The 19,985-nt window shown below is 70.9% G+C and carries 13 protein-coding genes; 4 read left to right on the top strand and 9 right to left on the bottom strand.

Annotation, left to right across the window (positions count from 1 at the left end):
* Positions 1 to 12: 12 nt before the first annotated feature.
* Positions 13 to 1,656: a phosphoglucomutase (alpha-D-glucose-1,6-bisphosphate-dependent) gene (gene pgm, locus AB0E56_RS05980; RefSeq protein WP_359797424.1), complete on the top strand. Its 1,644-nt coding sequence runs from the start codon at positions 13 to 15 to the stop codon at positions 1,654 to 1,656.
* A 63-nt stretch (positions 1,657 to 1,719) separates the two neighbouring features.
* Here pgm and AB0E56_RS05975 read toward each other — a convergent pair whose 3' ends face one another.
* From AB0E56_RS05975 to AB0E56_RS05950, 6 genes are all read right to left on the bottom strand, one after another.
* Positions 1,720 to 7,065, bottom strand: coding sequence for a cell wall-binding repeat-containing protein (locus AB0E56_RS05975; RefSeq protein ID WP_359797422.1), 5,346 nt, complete (start codon positions 7,063 to 7,065; stop codon positions 1,720 to 1,722).
* Between the two features lie 265 nt (positions 7,066 to 7,330).
* Complete coding sequence (locus AB0E56_RS05970) at positions 7,331 to 8,437, bottom strand: glycerate kinase (RefSeq protein WP_359797420.1); 1,107 nt, start codon at positions 8,435 to 8,437, stop codon at positions 7,331 to 7,333.
* The gene (locus AB0E56_RS05965; protein ID WP_359797418.1) at positions 8,434 to 9,504 is read right to left on the bottom strand and encodes a LacI family DNA-binding transcriptional regulator; all 1,071 of its coding nucleotides are present in this window, start codon (positions 9,502 to 9,504) and stop codon (positions 8,434 to 8,436) included. Before AB0E56_RS05965 ends, AB0E56_RS05970 begins: the two co-directional genes overlap by 4 nt.
* 98 nt (positions 9,505 to 9,602) lie before the next feature.
* Positions 9,603 to 10,475, bottom strand: a complete 873-nt coding sequence (locus AB0E56_RS05960; RefSeq protein WP_359798263.1) for a sugar phosphate isomerase/epimerase family protein — start codon at positions 10,473 to 10,475, stop codon at positions 9,603 to 9,605.
* Between the two features lie 107 nt (positions 10,476 to 10,582).
* Positions 10,583 to 11,764 (bottom strand): dihydrodipicolinate synthase family protein, encoded by a 1,182-nt coding sequence (locus tag AB0E56_RS05955; RefSeq protein ID WP_359797417.1) that lies wholly within the window; start codon positions 11,762 to 11,764, stop codon positions 10,583 to 10,585.
* Between the two features lie 7 nt (positions 11,765 to 11,771).
* Complete coding sequence (locus tag AB0E56_RS05950) at positions 11,772 to 12,935, bottom strand: Gfo/Idh/MocA family oxidoreductase (protein ID WP_359797416.1); 1,164 nt, start codon at positions 12,933 to 12,935, stop codon at positions 11,772 to 11,774.
* Between the two features lie 146 nt (positions 12,936 to 13,081).
* Between AB0E56_RS05950 and galT the strand changes: the two genes are divergently transcribed.
* Genes galT through galE form a run of 3 tightly spaced genes read left to right on the top strand, consistent with a single transcriptional unit; the run spans position 13,082 to position 16,489 of the window.
* Entirely contained in the window at positions 13,082 to 14,281 is a 1,200-nt protein-coding gene (galT, locus tag AB0E56_RS05945) for a galactose-1-phosphate uridylyltransferase (protein ID WP_359797414.1), read from the top strand.
* Positions 14,278 to 15,459, top strand: coding sequence for a galactokinase (galK, locus tag AB0E56_RS05940; protein WP_359797412.1), 1,182 nt, complete (start codon positions 14,278 to 14,280; stop codon positions 15,457 to 15,459). The genes galT and galK overlap by 4 nt, the downstream gene beginning before the upstream one ends.
* A gap of 49 nt (positions 15,460 to 15,508) precedes the next feature.
* Entirely contained in the window at positions 15,509 to 16,489 is a 981-nt protein-coding gene (gene galE, locus AB0E56_RS05935; RefSeq protein WP_359797410.1) for a UDP-glucose 4-epimerase GalE, read from the top strand.
* A gap of 4 nt (positions 16,490 to 16,493) precedes the next feature.
* Here the strand turns inward: galE and AB0E56_RS05930 are convergent, their stop codons facing one another.
* From AB0E56_RS05930 to AB0E56_RS05920, 3 genes are read right to left on the bottom strand one after another with little or no spacing between them, the layout of a single operon-like run.
* Positions 16,494 to 17,819, bottom strand: a complete 1,326-nt coding sequence (locus tag AB0E56_RS05930) for an MFS transporter (RefSeq protein ID WP_359797409.1) — start codon at positions 17,817 to 17,819, stop codon at positions 16,494 to 16,496.
* The gene (locus AB0E56_RS05925) at positions 17,816 to 18,745 is read right to left on the bottom strand and encodes a polysaccharide deacetylase family protein (RefSeq protein ID WP_359797408.1); all 930 of its coding nucleotides are present in this window, start codon (positions 18,743 to 18,745) and stop codon (positions 17,816 to 17,818) included. The genes AB0E56_RS05930 and AB0E56_RS05925 overlap by 4 nt, the downstream gene beginning before the upstream one ends.
* Positions 18,746 to 18,795: 50 nt before the next feature.
* Positions 18,796 to 19,944 carry an ROK family transcriptional regulator gene (locus AB0E56_RS05920; protein WP_359797406.1) on the bottom strand — a complete coding sequence of 383 codons (1,149 nt, stop codon included), beginning with the start codon at positions 19,942 to 19,944 and terminating at the stop codon, positions 18,796 to 18,798.
* Positions 19,945 to 19,985: the final 41 nt, after the last annotated feature.

The following is a 19,985-nucleotide window of genomic DNA, read 5'->3' as shown; positions in this document are numbered from 1 at the left end:
CAGACTGAGAAGATGACCAGCCGTGCCGGCCTCCCCGCGGAGGAAAGTGACCTGATCGATGTCGACGAGCTGATCGCCGCGTACTACGACCGCGCGCCGAATCCGGAAGTGGCGGCGGAGCGGGTCGTGTTCGGCACCAGCGGCCATCGCGGCTCCTCGCTGTCGAACAGCTTCAACGAGAACCACATCCTCGCCACGACCCAGGCGATCGTGGACTATCGCGCCGCACAGGGCATCTCCGGCCCGTTGTTCCTCGGGCGGGACACGCACGCACTGTCGCTGCCGGCCGAGCGCAGCGCCATCGAGGTGCTGCTGGCGAACGGCGTCGATGTGCGCGTCGACTCCCGCGACGCGTGGGTTCCCACGCCGGCGCTGAGCCACGCGATCCTCACCCACAACCGCGGCAAGGCGGCCGACGACCCGACGCGCGCCGACGGCATCGTCGTGACCCCGTCGCACAACCCTCCGCGCGACGGCGGCTTCAAGTACAACCCGCCCCACGGCGGCCCCGCAGACACCGACGCGACGGGGTGGATCGCCGACCGGGCGAACGCGCTGATCGCCGCGGGACTCGAAGGCGTCGCCCGGGAGCGCTTCTCCGACATCGACTGGGATGCACTCACCGGATACGACTTCCGCGACGCCTACGTACGCGATCTCCCGTCCATCATCAACATCGACGCGATCCGGAACGCCGGGGTGAGCATCGGCGCCGACCCGCTCGGCGGCGCCTCGGTCGAGTACTGGGCGCTCATCGCCGAGGTGCACGGCCTCGACCTCACGGTCGTGAACCCCGAGGTGGACCCGACCTGGCGCTTCATGACGCTCGACTGGGACGAGAAGATCCGCATGGACCCGTCCTCGCCGTCGGCCATGGCGTCGCTGGTCGCGAAGAAGGGCTCGTACGACGTTCTCACCGGGAACGACGCCGACGCCGACCGGCACGGCATCGTGACTCCGGACGCCGGGCTCATGAACCCGAACCACTACCTCGCGGTGGCGATCGACTACCTGTTCTCGCACCGGGAGGACTGGCCGCGCGATGCCGCGATCGGCAAGACGCTGGTGTCGTCGATGATCATCGATCGCGTCGCCGAATCGCTGGGCCGCCGGTTGCTGGAGGTGCCGGTCGGATTCAAGTGGTTCGTGCCCGGACTCCTCGACGGCTCCGTCGCGTTCGGCGGTGAGGAGTCGGCCGGAGCGTCCTTCCTCCGCAGAGACGGTTCGGTGTGGTCGACGGACAAGGACGGCATCCTGCTGTGCCTGCTCGCCGCCGAGATCATCGCGGTCACCGGGAAGACGCCGTCGGAGCGCTATGCCGAGCTGGAGCAGGCGTTCGGCGCCTCGGCATATCAGCGGGTCGACGCCCCGGCCACGCCGGAGCAGAAAGCGACGCTGGGCAGGCTCGCGCCGGAGGCCGTGACCGCGACGACTCTCGCGGGCGAGGACATCACCGCCAAGCTCTCCCACGCGCCGGGCAACGGGGCGGCCATCGGCGGCCTCAAGGTGCAGACCGAGCATGCCTGGTTCGCCGCGCGTCCCTCCGGCACGGAAGACGTCTACAAGCTGTACGCCGAGAGCCTGCGCGGGCCCGAGCACCTCGCCGAGGTGCAGGCCGAGGCCCGCGCCGTGGTGTCGGCCGCACTCGGCGACTGACCCGATCGCTGCGGCGACGACGACCGTCGGGGGAACGATCTGATCGCTCCCCCGACGATGTCGTCAACGTCGGATGTAGGTCTCCGCCTGCTTCTTCACGGCCTCGCTCACCGCGCCCGTGCCACCCAGGATCACGATCCGCTGCGGCTTCAGACGCGCCAGCTCCGCCGACACCACCGCGGGCAACGCCCCCGGCTCCGTCAACAGCACCGGACCCCCGAGGTGACCCGCCGCCGCCGCACCCGCCAACGCATCAGGGAAGTCCCGGCCGCTCGCCAGATACACGACCGGCACACCCGCCGTCGGGAACGACGCCTTCGACACCTCGACCGCCGTCTCATACCGACCAGGCCCCGACTGACGCGAGACCCCACCCGACGTGTACGCGCCGGCCTGCTTCTTCACGGCCTCGCTCACCGCGCCCGTGCCACCCAGGATCACGATCCGCTGCGGCTTCAGACGCGCCAGCTCCGCCGACACCACCGCAGGCAACGCCCCCGGCTCCGTCAACAGCACCGGACCCCCGAGATGACCCGCCGCCGCCGCACCCGCCAACGCATCAGGGAAGCCTCGGCCGCTCGCCAGATACGCCACCGGCACACCCGCCGTCGGGAACGACGCCTTCGACACCTCAACCGCCGTCTCATACCGACCAGGCCCCGACTGACGCGAGACCCCACCCGACGTGTACGCGCCGGCCTGCTTCTTCACGGCCTCGCTCACCGCGCCCGTGCCACCCAGGATCACGATCCGCTGCGGCTTCAGACGCGCCAGCTCCGCCGACACCACCGCGGGCAACGCCCCCGGCTCCGTCAACAGCACCGGACCCCCGAGGTGACCCGCCGCCGCCGCACCCGCCAACGCATCAGGGAAGTCCCGGCCGCTCGCCAGATACGCCACCGGCACACCCGCCGTCGGGAACGACGCCTTCGACACCTCAACCGCCGTCTCATACCGACCAGGCCCCGACTGACGCGAGACCGCGGCCGCTGGTGCCGTCGGTGTGACCGCCGTCGACGCTGCAGAGGCCGCAGACGACCCGATCGCGTTCGACGCCTTCACCGTGAACGTGTATGCCGTGCCGTTCGTCAGACCCGCGACCGTCGCCGTCGTGGCCCCCGTCGTCGTGGCCGTCTTGCCACCGGGCGACGCCGTCACGGTGTAGCCCGTGATCGCGGAACCGCCGTTCGACGTCGGCGCCTTCCACGACACCGTCGCCTGCGCGTTGCCGGCCACCGCCGTCACCGCGGTCGGCGCATCCGGAGCCTTCGCCGCGCCCTTGGGCGTGACCGCCGTCGACGCGGCAGAAGCCGCAGACGAGCCGATCGCGTTCGTCGCCTTCACCGTGAACGTGTACGCCGTGCCGTTCGTCAGACCCGCGACCGTCGCCGTCGTGGCCCCCGTCGTCGTGGCCGTCTTGCCACCGGGCGACGCCGTCACGGTGTAGCCCGTGATCGCGGAACCGCCGTTCGACGCCGGCGCCTTCCACGACACCGTCGCCTGTCCGTCGCCGGCCACCGCCGACACCCCGGTCGGAGCGCCCGGCGCCGTCGAAGCCTTCAGGGTGGTGAACGAGACGCGCGGCGACTCCGTACCGGCTCCGACCGCGTTGACCGCGGTCACCGATGCGGCGTAGGTGGTCTGCGCGGTCAGGCCGGTGAGGGAGAAGGACTCCCCCGTGACGGCGATCTCACGCACGAGCGCACCGCCGGTGTAGATCCGCACCGAGTAGCCGGTGATGGGCGAGCCACCCGAGGCGGGCGCGGTCCAGTCGAGCTGGGCGGACGTCTCCTGCAGCTTCGACGCGACCGGCACCGCCGGGGTCTTCGGCACCGAGGGCTTCGCCGTCACCGTCAGCGTCGCGATATCGGTGGTCTTCGTCGTCCCGCCGGAGGTGAAGACCGCACGCACCGCTGCGCCGGAGTCGGCGAGCGCCGCGGTGAGTGCGAGCGTCGAGTCCGTCGCGCCCGCGATCGTCGTGAACGTCGAAGCCCCCTTCTTGCGCTTCTCCCAGCGGATCGTCGGTGCCGTCACGCCCGATGCCGCGGCGCGGAAGGTCGCGGTCTCACCATCGGTCACCGTGACGTCGACGGGCTGGCGCTGGATGGTGAACTCGTCGCTGATGGACTGCTCCGGCGTACGCGGCGCCTCCCCGGAGGCGAGAGCGCGCAGCTGCAGCGGGACGTTCACGGTCCCGCCGGCGGAGACCTCGACGGGATCCGCCTCGCTCAGCGTCTTCTTGCCGTCGAACCACGTCGTGCCCGTCGCCGGCGAGTACACATACAGTCCGTACGACCCCGCCTCCACCGGAGGCAGCGTGTAGTTCCCCGACTCATCAGTACTGGTCTCGATGTCGAGGATCGTGCCCCCCGGCGTCGCACCGAACATCTCGGTCAAGGGCGCGAAGAACGCGCCGATCCCCGAGGCCGGCAAGGCCGCAAGACCCACGGTGGCTCCCGCGAGCGGATTGCCGTCGGGGTCGGAGACCGAGCCTGTGACGACCCCACCGAGGCGCATGGAGGCGTCGATGCCCGTCACCGGCTTGCTCGCGACATCGACCTTCGTCGCGGATGCCGCGGTCGTCGCATCCTTCCACCACTCCTCGACGTAGAGCCCGTTCCAGTTCGTGAAGCTCACCGTGTACGCACCGTTGGCGAGGGCCGGGGTGCGATACGTGCCATCGCCGGCGGTGGTCGCAGAGGCGACGCTCTCCCCCGCAGCGTTCCAGACAGAGACCTGGATGCCGGGCAGGGGATTCGACGTGTTCTCGGCGGTCGCCCTGCCGCTCAGCCGCTGACCCTTGGCGAGCGCGAAAGTGATGTCCTTCAGGTCGGCGCCGGCGACGGTGATACGACGCGTCGAGGTCGAATAGGTCGTGGAGGCTTCTGCCGCGGAGACGTTCCAGGCACCGGGCGAGCCGACCACGATGCGGTACGACCCGTCGGCCTGGGTCCGGCCGTACACGGTCGAGTAAGTGACGAGCGACTGCGCCCGCACGGACTCCCCGGACACCGGCTCACCGGTCGTCGCATCGGTGAGACGGCCGCTGACCGCCCAGCCTCGCTGCGTCGTGATGTCGAGCACGGTCTGCTTCCCGGCGACGACGGTGAACGGCGTCGTCGTCTCACGCAGCGCGTCGCCGTTCTCGGAGTACCCGGATGTGCGGATCCGATAGGACCCCGGTTCGACGGAGAAGCCGAACTGCGCACCGAACCCGTAGGCGGAGTCCACGTAGTTCCACCACTCGCCGTCCTGGCGTTCGATCGTCACATCGGCGCGCGCGATGTCCGATCCGTCGGTGGTCCGGAGCGCTCCCGTGACGTTCAGGTTCTTGCGCAGATCGAAGTCGACCCCGGTGAAGACCTTGCCGGCGACGACCGTGATCGGCGTGGCCTGGTCCGAGGAGGCGGCGCCGTCCCAGTAGTCGCCGTTGACCGACGCGATCCAGGTGCCCGCGAGTCCGGACACCTCCCACTTCACGGCGGAGCCGTCGGTGACGGGTACCGCGATGGAGCGGTACTGGGAGCCGTCCTGCTGGCTCAACGAGACCCAGTACGTCTGACCTGCGACGCCGGTGAGGGTTCCGCTGATCGTGCCGCCGAGGACGGCGGTGACGTCGGCGCGGAACGTCGCGTCGAGGCCGAGCTCGATCACGACCGCCGCCGGGTCGCTCGCGGTGGCGCCGTACCAGACGTCGACGACGCCGCTGGAGCCGGAGGTGACCTTGACGACGTAGTTCTCGCGATTCAGTCCCTTGAACGTGTAGCGACCCTGCGCATCCGTGGTCGCCGTGGCGACGGGCTGGTCGGTGTTGTGCGCGGCGAACACCGAGACCGTGGCGCCCTTGACCGCAGCGCCGCCCGCGAACGAGACCGTGCCGGTGATCGACCCGCCCTTCACGGCGACGAAGTCGATGCCGTCGTAGACCGCGCCGTCGGTCGTCGCGCGCACGAGATCAGCCTCGGCGGCGCTCCTCTTGCCGTCGTACCACTGCTGTGCGGATCCGGTGGAACCCGCCTGCGTCAGGCCGACGGTGTACTCGCCGGCGGAGAGGCCCCAGGACGAGTATGAGCCGTCGGGTCCTGTCACGCTCGACCCGATGATCGTGCCGCCCTGACTGAACGAGATCGTGTCGCCTTCGCGGGGCGTCCCGTCGGGGTCGGTCGATGTGCCGGTGATGCGCACACCGGCCGCCATCGCGGCGTTGTAGCCGGTCAACGACCCGGACGCCGATGTGACGGTGATCGTTCCGGCGTTCTCCCAGCTGCTGACACCGGGCCAGTAGGTGGGCGGCCCCGAGCTGTAGAAGCTCAGGTCGTAGGTGCCGGGCACGACGTTGAGAAGGGTGTACGTGCCGTCCGCCGCGGTGGTCGCGGACCGGGAGAGGCTCCCCGACGTCCACGGGCGCGGGTTGAGCGTGACACCGGCTCCTTCGACCGGCTTCCCCTTCAGGTCGCGGACCGTACCCGAGATCGTGCGGGAGCTGATCGTCACGGCGATCCCGATGCTCGTCACCGCACCGTTCACGACGATCGGCTTCGCGGTGTCGTACGAGCTTCCCCCGTAGTACGCCTCGATGCCAAGACCGTACCCGGTCACCGATGCGCGATACGTGCCCTTCGGAACCGTCACCGACCAGGAGGTCGAACCCGTCTTGATCGAAAGCGGGATCTCGAACTGCGAGTTCTCCGCCGTCAGCTGGAGCCGGGTCTCGGTGGGCGAGAGCGGGCCGGTGACCGTCACGGTTCCCGACACGGCATGTCCTGCGACGAGCGCGACATCTCCGAGCGTGGAGACGGCGGCCTCGGGCTCGAGGACCCATCGGCCCTCCGGCCAGCTCCCCGGGATGATCTTGCGGTCGGTGCCGATCATCCCGGTGACATAACCCGCGCCGGGGGTCACCAGGAGGGCGAACGGACGCGCCGTGTCGACGTTCAGGGTGAAGGTGCCGTTCGCGCCGGTCGTGATCTGCGCGAGGTCTCCGGGACCGTCGCCGAAGAGGGGCTCTGCACGGAGGTTCACGCCGGCAGCAGGGGCGCCGGCCGGGGTCACGAAGCGTCCGGAGACGGTGACCCTGACGACCTCGCCGTACGTCGATTCGGGCAGGTCGGCCGCTGTCGCCGACCCGTCGGTGGCACGCGCCTGCGTCGTCGGCGTGTCCGCGCTCGGCGGCTCGGGGGCGGAGGCCTCGTCGGAGCGGGCATCTGGCGAAGGGACGTCAGCGGGCTCCGTGCTGATCTGGGCTCCATGCGCCGCGGAGACGACAGCGGGATCGTCGCTGACCAGATCGGGGGCCGCGGCGGTGACGACCGTCGACGTCGCGGGCGCGGACTCGCCAGCGACGGCGGGAACCGCGGAGGACGCGATCAGGGCGAGAGCGGTGAGCACGACCCCGCCGGTGCGGAGCATGCGGGACCACCGCCCCCGGTGGGAATCGGACACCACGGCGCGACGGCGCGAACGGACAGGACTCACGGACAATCTCCCCTAGATCGAGCGAAGCCGGCTCAGTCCATTCGATCGAACAACCGGTATTCTGCGCTGATCGTAGCAGAGGGCGAACCATACGTCGGATGAACATATTCCGAAGGACACAACGCCGTGTCCGCGGCACATCGGAAAGGATGCCGAACGACCCTGCGGCGACGAGGCCCCGGCGCGTCGCGCCCCGCCCTCACACCGCGGCGCGTGCGAGCAGCGCGCCGGCTTCGCGGAGCCAGCGCGAGGGGTTCGCAAGGGCCTCGTCGGACGACCCGGCGACGTCGGAGAGAGATGCGCATGCCGCGAACAGCGCGGTGTCGGCATCCGCGGTGATGCGGCCGGCGGCGAGCATCGCGCGCGCTCCGGCGGCGGCGGCTAGGCCGGCGAGGAACGAGGGGACCTTGCCGTCACCGGACTGTCCGTCGTAGGACCCCTCACCGGTGATGACGACGTCGGCATCGGCCATCGCCGCGGCGAGGCCGATGAGCTCTGCCACCTCGGCAGCACCGGGAGCGAGCACGCCGCCCCACGCGACGAGCGCGGCGCCGGTGCCTCCGGCTGCACCGTTGCCCTCCCCCGCGTGGTCGATCCCCAGGAGGTCGGCGAGACGGCGCAGACCGTCGTCGACCAGTGCGACGTCATCCGGGTCGCGCAGCCCCTTCTGCGGCCCGAAGACCGCGGCCGCACCGCGAGGGCCGGTGAGGGGGTTCGTGACGTCCGTCAGCACCCGCACCTCGGGGGCCGCTCGCAGGCCCGACAGATCGACCGAGGCGATGTCGGCGAGGCCACGTGCCCCCCGCGCGACGGGGAGGCCGGACGCGTCGAGGAACCGTGCCCCCAGCGCCGACAGCATCCCGGTGCCGCCGTCTGTCGAGGCGCTCGAGCCGATGCCGACCACGAGTCGTGAGACACCGCGGTCGAGGGCATCGGCCATGGCCTGCCCCAGACCCGTAGTGTCGGCGTCCCACGGGCGCAGTTCGTCGAGCAGCTCGATGCCGGACGTCGAGCCGAGATCGACGACGGCGGTGCCACCCGGCGCCTCAGCCGTCGGCGGCAGCAGGAGCCAGGTGGTGTCGATCCGCACGCCGGCGGGGCCGTCCACCGCGACCGGCACGCGCACGGCACCGGGCACGGCGGCCTCGAACGCCGCGACGGTGCCTTCGCCGCCGTCGGCCATGGGCCGATGCACGAACACGGCGGACGGTTCGACGGACGTCCAGCCTTCGGCCAGTGCCGCAGCCGCATCCGCCGCCGTGATCGTCCCCTTGAAGCTGTCGGGCGCCAGCACCACCGTGGTCATGCGGCGACACCAGGCGTGCTCGCGCGCACGACGACCTCGAGCGGCAGGGGCACCTGTTCCCAGTCGGCGTCGACCGTGGCGCGGAAGGCCTGATAGCCGACCTCGCTCAGCGGCACCCGCACGGTCGTCAGGGCGGGAGAGACATCGCCGCTCACGGGGACGTCGTCGAAGCCGCACACGGCGATGTCGGCGCCGACCTCGCGACCGGCGTCGCGGATAGCCGACATGGCACCGATCGCGACCACATCGCTGATCCCGAAGACGAGGGTGTCTCGCGCGACACCGTCGGCGAGCGCGGCGGCCATCTCCGCGGCACCCGACTCCCGGCGGAAGCCCCCTCGCCGCACATCCTGGACCACGCCGCCGGCTCCCTCGAAGCCGGCGCGGAATCCGGTCAGACGATCGTCCGAGGTACGGACGCCCTCTGCCGCGCCGAGCGCGATCGCAGAGCGGTATCCGAGAGCTGCCATCCGTCGACCGAGCGCTTCCGCTCCGGAGCGGTTGTCGATCTCGATGCGATGGTCTCCGCCGCCGTCCGGTCCGAACGACACGACCCTGCCGCCCAGACGGGCGAACTCGGCGAGCTCCTGTGCCGTCTCGACCTCCATCGGCTCCTGGGTGCGGGAGGCGGCGAGGATCAGGCCCCGCGGCCGCTGCCCCCGGAGCGCGCGCACGATCCTCGCCTCCCGCGCCGGGTCGCGCTCCGTGATGGCGATCGTCACGACGAGCCCGTGCTCGTCGGCGCCGCGGGCCACGCCGGAGGCGATCAGGCCGAAGTACGGGTCGGCGATGTCGGCCACGAGGAGGGCGATCACCGGCGACATGCCGCGAGCCGTCGCCTGGGCCGACACGTTCGCCGTGTAGCCGAGCGCGGCAGCCGCGGTCTCCACACGCTCGCGGTACTGCTCGGCGACCTTGCGCTCGGAGCCGTTGAGCACGCGGGAAGCCGTCGCCAGCGAGACGCCGGCCTCACGGGCGACATCGTGCAGCGTCGGCGCAGGCCCCCTGGCATGACGCGGCGTGCGTCCGGGCGATGTTCCGTCCGCGGACGCTGCGGGCTTGGTCATGACCCCGAGCCTACTTCGCGGTGCGCCGTCATGCCGACCCCGCCCCCGGGACGGATACCTGTCACGATGTCATCCTCTCAACTCCGGGGCGCCTCGGCTCAGGGCAGATGCGGCGAGACGGCGGCCGCGAAGGTCTCGGCCGTCCGGCGCACGACGTTCTCCGGCGCATCCGCCCAGACGTCGGCGTTGAAGATCTCGACCTCGATGTCGCGGTCGTACCCTGTGGCCATGACCGCGCGGGTGAGCGATCCGAAGTCGATCACGCCGTCGCCCGTGTAGTGGCGCGACAGCAGCACGTCCTCCGCGAGCGGCGTCTTCCAGTCGCACACCTGGTACGTGGCGATGCGGCCCTCACGACCGGCGCGGGCGATCTGCGCGAGCACCTGCGGGTCCCACCAGATGTGGAAGGTGTCGACCGCGGCGCCGACCACATCGGCGTCGAAGTCGGCGGCGATGTCGAGCGCCTGACCGAGTGTCGAGACGACCGCCCGGTCCGAGGCGTACATCGGATGCAGCGGCTCGATCGCGAGCGTCACCCCCGCCGCCTTCGCTTCGGGTGCCAGAACCCCGATCGCATCGCGCACACGCTCCCGTGCACCGATCAGGTCGCGCGACCCCGAAGGGAGTCCACCCGCGACGAGCACCAGCACCGCCGCCGACCCCTCGGCACCGGCGGCCGCGAGGGTCGCCGTCTCCTCGATCGCACGGCGGTTGTCGTCGAGGGCCGCGTCACGCTCCGGGCCGACCGGGAGCGTGAAGAACCCGCCACGACAGTGCGTCGTGAACCGCAGCCCCGAGTCCGTGAGCATCCGGGCGGCGGTGTCGAGGCCCACCTCGTTCACGGGCTCGCGCCAGAGTCCGATCGCTTGGACCCCGGACTCGGCCGTGACCCGCAGAGCCGTCTCGAGGTCGGCATGCTTGATGGTTGCCTGGTTGATCGAGAGACGCGGGTCCGGCGTGGTCGTGTCCATCTGTCGGGCGGATGCACGGATGTCGGCGGCTTCCCCGGCGTTTCCTCCGACGGACGTGCTTTCTTCCTGCAGGTGTGCGCGCGGGGGCGTCGAACCCGGCACGGCGGTCATGCGTCCACCCCGTTCAGCTGGAGCATGGCATGCCACCGCTCACGGGCGAGGCCGGGCTGCTCGAGGGCGAGGGAGGAGTTCGCGAGTTCCACGATGCGGCTCAGATGCGGCAGGCTCCGTGCGGAGTGCAGCCCTCCGACCATCTGGAACGCCGGTTGATGACCGTTGAGCCAGGAGAGGAAGGCGACACCCGTCTTGTAGTAGAACGTGGGGGCTGCGAAGACCTGCCGGCTCAGCTCCTCCGTGGGTCCGAGGATGCGCAGATACGCCTCCGCGTCGCCGGCGTCCAGGGCCTGGATGGCCGCCGAGGCCACGGGTGTGATCGCCGCGAACGCCCCCAGCAGCGCATCCGAGTGCTCGCGCACCCCCGCGCTGCCATCCGCTCGGGCGCCGGCGATCAGGCGGACGTAGTTGAAGTCGTCGCCCGTGAACATGCGCACGGCTTCGGGGAGCCGTTCGCGCACCGAGATCTCGGACTCGGCGTTCAGGAGGCTCATCTTGACGCCGGCGACCTTGTCGGGGTTCTCGGCGATCACGTCGAGTAGCACCCCCGACGCCGTCTGCCAGTCGTCTGCCCCGAAGTATCCCGCGAGCTCCGGGTCGAAGGCTGTGCCGAGCCAGTGCAGCACCACGGGCACCGTGGCCCTCGAGAGCACCTCGCGGTACACGCGACGGTAGTCCTCGGCACCGGTCGCGACGCGGGCGAGATGGCGCGAGGCCATGAGCACGGGACCTGCGCCCTGCTCCTCCGTGAAGTGCAGCTGCTCGAGGTAGGCCGCGATCACCTGGTCGAGCGAGATGTGCGGCTCTGCGATGTGGTCGGTGTTGACACCCACCACGACGGAGCCGCCCTCCTCACGGGCGACCTCGGCGCTGCGCGCGATCAGCTCGCGGGTCGCCACGGCATCCAGGCCCATGTTCCGTTGCGCGGTGTCCATCGCGTCGGCGACGCCGAGTCCCCAGGAGTACACGTTGCGGCGGAAGGCCAGGGTCGCGTCCCAGTCGATGTCGGCGGGCTGCCCCGGGGTGTTGTCGGCGTGCACCTTCGGCACGACGTGGGCGGCAGCGTACGCGACGCGGCTGCGCAGAGGAGCAGAGGGCCGTGCATAGACGCCCGAGTCGTTCAGCGCGACATCGGCGGTCTCACCGGTCGCTCGGAGGAGCCGGAGGGTGCTCATGCGCGCCTCAATCCAGGGTGAGGGGCTCGAGCGCGATCTTGCGACCCTCGGCGCTGGAGGTCAGCCCCGCCTCGGCGAACTGCACGCCGCGCGCTCCCGCGAGCAGGTCGAACGGGTACTCCGTGCCCTCGACATAGGAGACCAGGTACTCCTCCCACTGCTGGCGGAAGCCGTTGAGGAAGACGTCGTTGGTGGGCACCTGCTGCCAGTCGGCGTCGTAGTCGCGGGTGTCTTCCAGATCAGGGTTCCAGACCGGCTTCGGGGTGGCGTTGCGCGGCTGGATCTTGGCGCCGAAGAGCCCCACGACGGCCGAGCCGTGCGTGCCGTCGACCTGGAACTCGACGAGCTCGTCGCGGTTGACCCGCACGGTCCACGAGGAGTTGATCTCGGCGATGATGCCGCCCTCGATCTCGAAGATGCCGTACGCCGCATCCTCGGCGGTGGCGGTGTAGTGCTCGCCCTTCTCGTCCCAGCGGTCGGCGATGTGCACGGCCGCCTGCGCGTACACGCTCGTGACCTCGCCGAAGAGGTTCTCGAGCACGTAGTTCCAGTGCGGGAACATGTCCGTGATGATGCCGCCGCCGTCTTCGGTGCGGTAGTTCCAGCTCGGGCGCTGCGCGGGCTGCCAGTCTCCCTCGAAGACCCAGTAGCCGAACTCGCCACGCACCGAGAGGATGCGGCCGAAGAAGCCGGAGTCGATCAGGCGCTTGAGCTTCTGCAGCCCTGGCAGGTAGAGCTTGTCGTGCACGACGCCGGTCTTCACACCGGCCTGCTGTGCCAGGCGCGCGAGTTCGAGCGCCTCGTCGAGCGATTCGGCGGTGGGCTTCTCGGTGTAGATCGCCTTGCCGGCGGCGATGGCCCTGCGGATCGCGGACGCCCTGGCCTTGGTCACCAGGAAGTCGGCGTAGATCTCCCACTGCGGGTCGGCGAGTGCGGCATCGAGATCGGTCGTCCAGTCGTCGATGCCGTGCTTCGCGGCGAGTTCGGCGAGCGTGGCCTCATTGCGGCCGACGAGCATCGGCTTGACCGTGATGCGCGAGCCGTCGGGGAGCTCGATGCCGCCCTGCTCACGGATCGCCAGGATCGAGCGCACCAGATGCTGCCGGTAGCCCATACGGCCGGAGACGCCGTTCATGATGATCCCGATCTCGCGGGTGTTCGCCTGTGTCATGGTGTTCCGTTCCTGTCGCGGGACGCTGTCCGTGCTTCCCGGAAAGAGATTGGAAAGCGCTTTCCCAGATCATGCCACGAGAGTCCGTCCGATCGCAAGCACGGCACGCTCCTCGACGCCGACGGCCGCACACATAGCATGTTCACGTGAGCACGCCCGATCTTCCCGAGGTGCACACCCAGACCCTCGGCGCCGGCGTCGTCAGGCGCGCCACGACCCTCGCCGACGGCCGTGATCTCTTCTACTACGACGACCCCGACACCGCACTCGGAGCCGATCGCGCCGTCGACGCCCGCACCCTCGACGCACGCCCGGGTACGGCCACGATGCGCCTCGATGTACTGACCGGCGACTGGATCACGGTCGCAGCGAACCGCCAGAACCGCGTCATGATGCCGAGCGCGGATGCCGACCCGCTGGCGCCGCAGACACCGGGCAACCCCTCGGAGGTTCCCGCGCGTTACGACGTCGCCGTGTTCGAGAACCGTTCCCCCGCCTTCGGCCCGGCCCTCGCCGAGGCCTTCGGCGCAGCACCACCAGCCGAGAACGCGCCGCGCGGCCTGGACGACCTCGCCGGCCTCGGCCTCGGCCGCACCCGCGCGGCCGTCGGACGCTGCGAGGTCGTCTGCTTCAGCCCCGAGCACTCCGGCTCGTTCGGCACCCAGTCGGTGACGCGCGCCCGCACCGTGATCGAGGCCTGGGCCGATCGCACGGCCGCGCTGTCGCAGCTGCCCGGCGTCGAGCAGGTGTTCCCCTTCGAGAACCGCGGTGAGGCGATCGGTGTGACCCTGCCCCACCCGCACGGGCAGATCTACGCCTACCCGTATGTGACACCTCGCACCGCGCGCGTGCTCGAGTCGATCGACCGGACCGCCCCCGACCTGTTCCACCGGATCCTCGAGTCGGAGCAGGCCTCGGAGCGGGTCGTGTTCCGCGGCGAGCACTGGACGGCGTTCGTGCCCTTCGCAGCGCGCTGGCCGCTCGAGGTGCACCTGATGCCGCACCGACACGTGCCCGATCTCGCCGAGACGACGGATGCCGAGCGCGACGAGCTCGCCCCGCTGTACCTGCGCCTGCTCCGTGGAATCGACGCCATGTACGAGACGCCGACCCCCTACATCGCCGCCTGGCACCAGGCTCCTGTGCGCGTCGGCCGGGACACCGTGCGCCTGCATCTGCAGCTCACGAGTCCGCGGAGGGCCGCCGACAAGCTGAAGTATCTGGCGGGGTCAGAGGCCGCGATGTGGGCGTGGGCCGCGGAGGTCGCACCGGAACAGGGTGCAGCACGCCTCCGCGATGCCGTCGAACGGGCGTCGCAGGGCCCGAACGAAGCGGACTCGGCGTGACCGGCGCCCTGGACGCGGCGTCGGCGCTCTTCCGCGAGCTCACCGGGTACGAGCCCGACGGCCTCTGGTCGGCACCGGGGCGCGTGAACCTCATCGGCGAGCACACCGACTACAACGACGGCTTCGTGCTGCCGTTCGCCATCCCGCAGCGCACCGTCGCCGCGGTCGGCCTTCGCGACGACGACCGGATCCGTGTCGCCTCGACCTTCGCGGACGAGCCGGTGTCGGTCGGCCTCGACGAGCTCGACCGGGTGTTCCCCACGACACCGGGCACGCACCCGGCCGTGCCCGAATGGGCGGCCTATCCTCTCGGGGTCGCCTGGGCCCTGCGCGCGGCGACGGGGGCGACGGGGCGCGGAGTCGACATCGCGATCGCGTCGGATGTGCCGGTGGGCGCTGGACTCTCCTCCTCGGCGGCGATCGAGGGTGCGACCGCCTCCGCCCTGAACGAGCTGTGGCGCACCGACCTCGACGGCACGGCACTGGCCCGCATCGGACGGCGAGCCGAGAACGAGGCCGTCGGCGCTCCCACCGGGATCATGGACCAGATGGCCTCGATGCGCGGCGAGCGCGACACGGCCATCTTCCTCGACTGCCGCACGCTGCATGCGGAGCGCGTGCCACTGGGCATCGCCGATGCCGGGCTCGCGATCCTCGTGATCGACACGCGTGTGACGCACGCGCACTCGACGGGCGGCTACCGCGAACGCCGGGCCTCGTGCGAGCTCGGCGCCTCCCTCCTCGGCGTGCCCGCCCTGCGCGATGTGTCGGTGCAAGACCTGTCGCGAGCGCAGCAGGTGATGGACGACGTGACGTTCCGGCGGGTGCGGCACGTCGTCACCGAGAACCAGCGTGTGCTCGACACCGTCCGGGTGCTGCGGGAGCAGGGCGCGAAGGCCATCGGCGAGCTGCTCATCGCCTCGCACGCCTCCCTGCGCGACGACTTCGAGATCTCGACCGCCGAGCTCGACACCGCGGTCGACGCCGCGCTCGCCTCCGGTGCCCTGGGTGCGCGCATGACCGGAGGCGGCTTCGGCGGCGCCGCGATCGCCCTGATCGACGCGGACGCCGTCGCCGAGGCGTCGGACGCCGTGACCGCAGCCTTCGCGGCATCCGGATTCTCCGCCCCGCACCTGTTCCCGGTCACCCCGGCGGCGGGACCGCGGCGCGACGCCTGAGAGAATGATCCTTCGGGCCGCGACGTCTCCGCGGCAGGAGAGGAACGCCATGTCATGGATCGTCACCGGCGGCGCCGGCTATATCGGAGCCCACGTCGTACGGGCCCTCGCGGACGCCGGGCTCACCCCGGTCGTGCTCGACGACCTCTCCAGCGGCGTGCCGTCGTTCGTGCCGGACGGTGTGCCGTTCGTGCGGGGCAGCATCCTCGACCGTGACCTCGTGGAGCGGACGCTGCGAGACCATGAGGCCGAGGGCGTCATCCACGTCGCCGGCTACAAGTACGCCGGTGTCTCGGTGCAGCGCCCCCTGCACACCTACGCCCAGAACGTCGAGGGCACCAGGATCCTGCTCGAGGCCATGCAGGCCGTCGGCGTCGCGAACATCGTGTTCTCCTCGTCGGCAGCGGTCTTCGGCACGCCCGACGTGGCCCTCGTCGAAGAGGACACCGCGAAGAAGCCCGCCAGCCCGTACGGCGAGTCCAAGCTCATCGGCGAATGGCTGCTGCGCGATCAGGCGATCGCCACCGCCGACTCCGCACGACCGCTGCGGCACACCTCGCTGCGGTACTTCAACGTGGTGGGCTCCGCCGATCCTGCCGTGTACGACGTCAGCCCGCACAACCTCTTCCCGATCGTGTTCGAAGCGCTGCTCGCGGGCAGGACGCCGAAGATCAACGGCGACGACTACGCCACCGAGGACGGCACGAACGTGCGCGACTACGTGCACGTCGGCGACATCGCGGCAGCGCACGTCGCGGCCGCGCAGCGCCTCGCCGACGGCCGTCCGATCGAGGCCGCCTACAACCTCGGCTCCGGCGACGGCCTCAGCGTGAAGCAGATCATGGACGCGGTCGCCCGCGTGACCGGCATCGACTTCACGCCGGAGATCGGCCCCCGTCGTCCCGGCGACCCCGACCGGATCGTGGCCACCGGCGAGCTCGCCGCCCGCGACCTCGACTGGACCATGCGCTACACGGTCGACGAGATGGTGCGCACGGGGTGGGAGGCGCGGCAGGCGGCTCGGTCCTGAGACCTCACAGGTCTCGGGTGCGGATCGGGTAGAGCCAGAAGCACAGCCACGCGAGGGCCGTGAAGCCGAGCGGGATGACCGCGAGCATCAGTCGGATGCCGCCGTCGACGGCGTCCGGCTGCGCATCACCGAGTGTCGCGTCGAACCCCGACGCGGTGAGTACCGCCGCGGCGACGACCGCCTGCAGCACGACGGATCCGCGCACCACGAAGCCGTTCACTCCGAAGTAGGCGCCTTCACGGCGGTGGCCCGTGCGGACGGCATCCTCGTCGATGATCTGCGCGAGCACCACTTCGAGCAGCTGCAGCAGTCCGCCGACGCCCACGCCGACCGCGACGCCGACCAACGCCGCCCCGAGCACGTTCGACGGCGCGAGGTAGCCGAGCACGGCCGCACCGAACACCGCCACGCTCCACAGCAGCGCGGTGCGCGGCGACGTGCGACGCACCACCGCGCTCCAGAGCACGATCGAGGGGATCGCGGTGACGAAGATCGCGCCGAGCAGCAGACTCCCCTCCCCTTCCGGCGCGTGCAGCGAGTAGCGCACATAGAAGGGGATCGCGGCGAGGATCACGGCGATCGAGGTCTGCACGAACAGCGATCCGAGCACATACGGCAGGAACGCGCGGTTGCGGAACGTGTACCTCAGCTGGTCGCGCCACCGCATCGCCTCGCTCGCCGCCTCGGGCACGCGACGCTCGATCATCCCGCCGAGGAACGACCACACGAGCAGCGCCAGGCACACCGCGCCGAGCACGAGCGCCATGCCCGGCCAGCCGATCGCGCTGTAGAGGGCGGGAGCGCCGGCCGTGCCGAGCACCATGCCGAGGATCGCGAAGATCTGCCGTGGCACGTTGCCGCGGGCGCGCTCTTCGGTCGTGCGGAAGATCTCGGGGAACAGCGCCGAGATGTTGAGCACCACGACGACGAACGCGATGTCGTAGACCGCGACGACGACGAGGAACCACGCGATGAGGCCGGCGACGGGGAGCTCCGGCGGCATCCACACGAGCGCGAACGCGACGACCAGCGGCACGATGCCCAGGCCGATCCACGGGATGCGACGCCCCCACGGCGTGCGGATCCGGTCGGAGATCGCACCGACCACCGGGTTCAGCACCGCGTTCAGGATGCCGTGGGCGATCATCGCGACCGCCACCCACCCGGCCGGCACGGCGAGGTGCGACACGTAGAAGTAGACGACGAAGGCCGAGAAGGTCTGGGCCATGAGCTGCGTGGGGAACCCGGAGGCTCCGAAGGCGATGGTCTGCGCCCTGGTCGGGGCCGCGTCGAGACGGCGGTCGCGCAGGCGTTCGGTCAGCGTCGTCATCGATCGGCTCTCCGCTGCAGCTCGCGGAGATCGCGCCAGCCGATGCGCACGAGCGCTTCGTCTTCGATGGCCTGGAGCACCGCGGGATCGCCGAGCAGTCGCAGCTCGTAGCCGCGCTTCGCCGCGCCGAAGTCGACCGCCGCCCGCAGCTCGTCGTCGTCGACCATCGGGTGCAGGTAGATCTCGGTCACCCCGGCGGGCACGGCCCTGAGCAGCGCGATGAACCCGTCTCGCACCTGCTCGTATGTCTCCTCGTCCGTCGTGCCCTCGCCGCGCAGCTCGAAGGGATGCGACCACAGCCGATCGATGATCTCGACACCGGCCGCATCGGCGGCCGCGGCTGCCTCGTCGAGCTTGGCCTGCAATCCGGCGTCGTCGCCCACGCCGTCGGTGCTGCGGGGAAGGCGGAACGGGAGACCGTTGCGGGCGGCGAGCTCGAACACCGTGCGGAGGAAGTCCCGGCCGGTGACGAGGCCGTAGACCGATCCCATGTGGTTGTCGAGGTGCGTCACGTCGACCCCGGCATCGAGCGCGGCCTGCAGCTGCGCGGCGATCTCGGTCGCGACGTCGTCGTCGGATGCCGTGCGCTCGACCGACGCGACGTCGACCGGGAAGAAACCCGCTCGATCGACCAGGGTCGACTCCGTGCCGGTCAGCGGGCGCCAGCGGTACCGGCTCCACTCGCTCGTGAGCACGAGGTGCACGCCGATGTCGAGATCGGTGCGGGATGCCGCGAACGCGAGCGCTTCGGGAGACCACGCGCACGGGACCATGACCGTGGTGGAGTCGATCCGGCCGGCGGCGAGGAGGTCGACGATCGCGGCGTTGGCCGCATGGCACATCCCGAAATCGTCGGCATTGATGATGACCGCCCTGGCGCCGGGGGCGAGTCCGAGACGGTCTGCGAGGTCGGAGGGAGCGGTCATGGGGGTCCTGTCGGGTCAGAACAGCGGGGTGTCGGGGCGGCGGATCGCGTTCAGCGGCCGGGTTTCGCCGCGGGAGTGAGGATGCGGGTGAACAGAGCGCCTCGGAGTGCGGCCGCAGCCTCCCCGACCGCACCGACGAGAGGGGCCTCGGGGCCGAAGGAGGAGACGAGGAACCGCAGGGGCAGCTGCGCGGAGTACTCGCTCGCGACGCGCCGGATCGCGGCCACCAGCTCTGGGTGGGCAGCGGTGCCGCTGAGGATGAACGCCTCGGGGTCGAGCACCAGGCTCACGCTGCCGGCCACGAGGACGATGCGTCTGCCCACCTCCGCGACGATACGCAGCGAGGTCTCGTCGCCCCCGGCGGCCGACTCGAGGTGCTCGGCGAGCGACATGTCGGCGTCGCCCCCTGCAGCCAGCGCGAGGTCGCCGACGACGGCGTCGCTCACGATCGGCGCCCCGATCGGGAGCGGAGTCTGCGGCAGGTACATGACCTCGCCGGCGACGCCGGAGAATCCGCGATGCAGTGCGCCGTCGATCACGATGCCGGCGCCGAGGCCGTCGTCGAGGAGCAGCAGGGCGAAGCTCGCCAGGTCAGCACCCGCTCCGACCGTGAGTTCGGCGAGGGCGGCGAGGTTCACGTCGTTCTCGATCCGGACGGGGCACTCCAGCTCGGCGGCCAAAGCCGCACGGAACGCGCCCCCGTCTGGACCGAGGTCGTCGCGGATGCCGCCGTCCGCCGTGACGATGCCCGGCACGCCGACGACGGCGAGATGTACGGCGTTCTTGGCCGCCCTGAGCGTGCGCCGGCAGTGCTCGACGAGCCCGATGATGTGCGCGACGCGATCTTCGTTCGCGGGGAACGCCGCATGATGCTCGGCACGCACCGCTCCGCCGGCGTCGACGAGGGCCACGTGGGCCGCGTGGTGGTCGACATGGACGGCGGCGGCGAACCCGAGCCGGGGGTGCAGGCCGACGCGTCCGGCCGCTGGTCCGCGCGTCTCACGGTCGAGGCCGGCAGCCGCGACGGCTCCCGCTCCCTCCAGCATCCGCAGCACCTGGGTGACAGCCGTCCGTGAGAGGCCCGTCGTCGACATCAGCTCCGCGCGGGTCTGCGGGCCGCTGCGGGCGAGTGCCTCGAGGATCGCGCGGCCGTTCAGAGTGCGGAGCAGGCCCTGAGGTCCCGCGAGTGGTCTGGACATGTGTTCCCTGGGGTCTGGTCCGTGCGCCGATGCCCGCCAAG

Source organism: Microbacterium sp. NPDC028030 (assembly GCF_040637855.1).
GTDB lineage: Bacteria > Actinomycetota > Actinomycetes > Actinomycetales > Microbacteriaceae > Microbacterium.
This window is presented reverse-complemented; position numbering and strand designations above follow the sequence as displayed.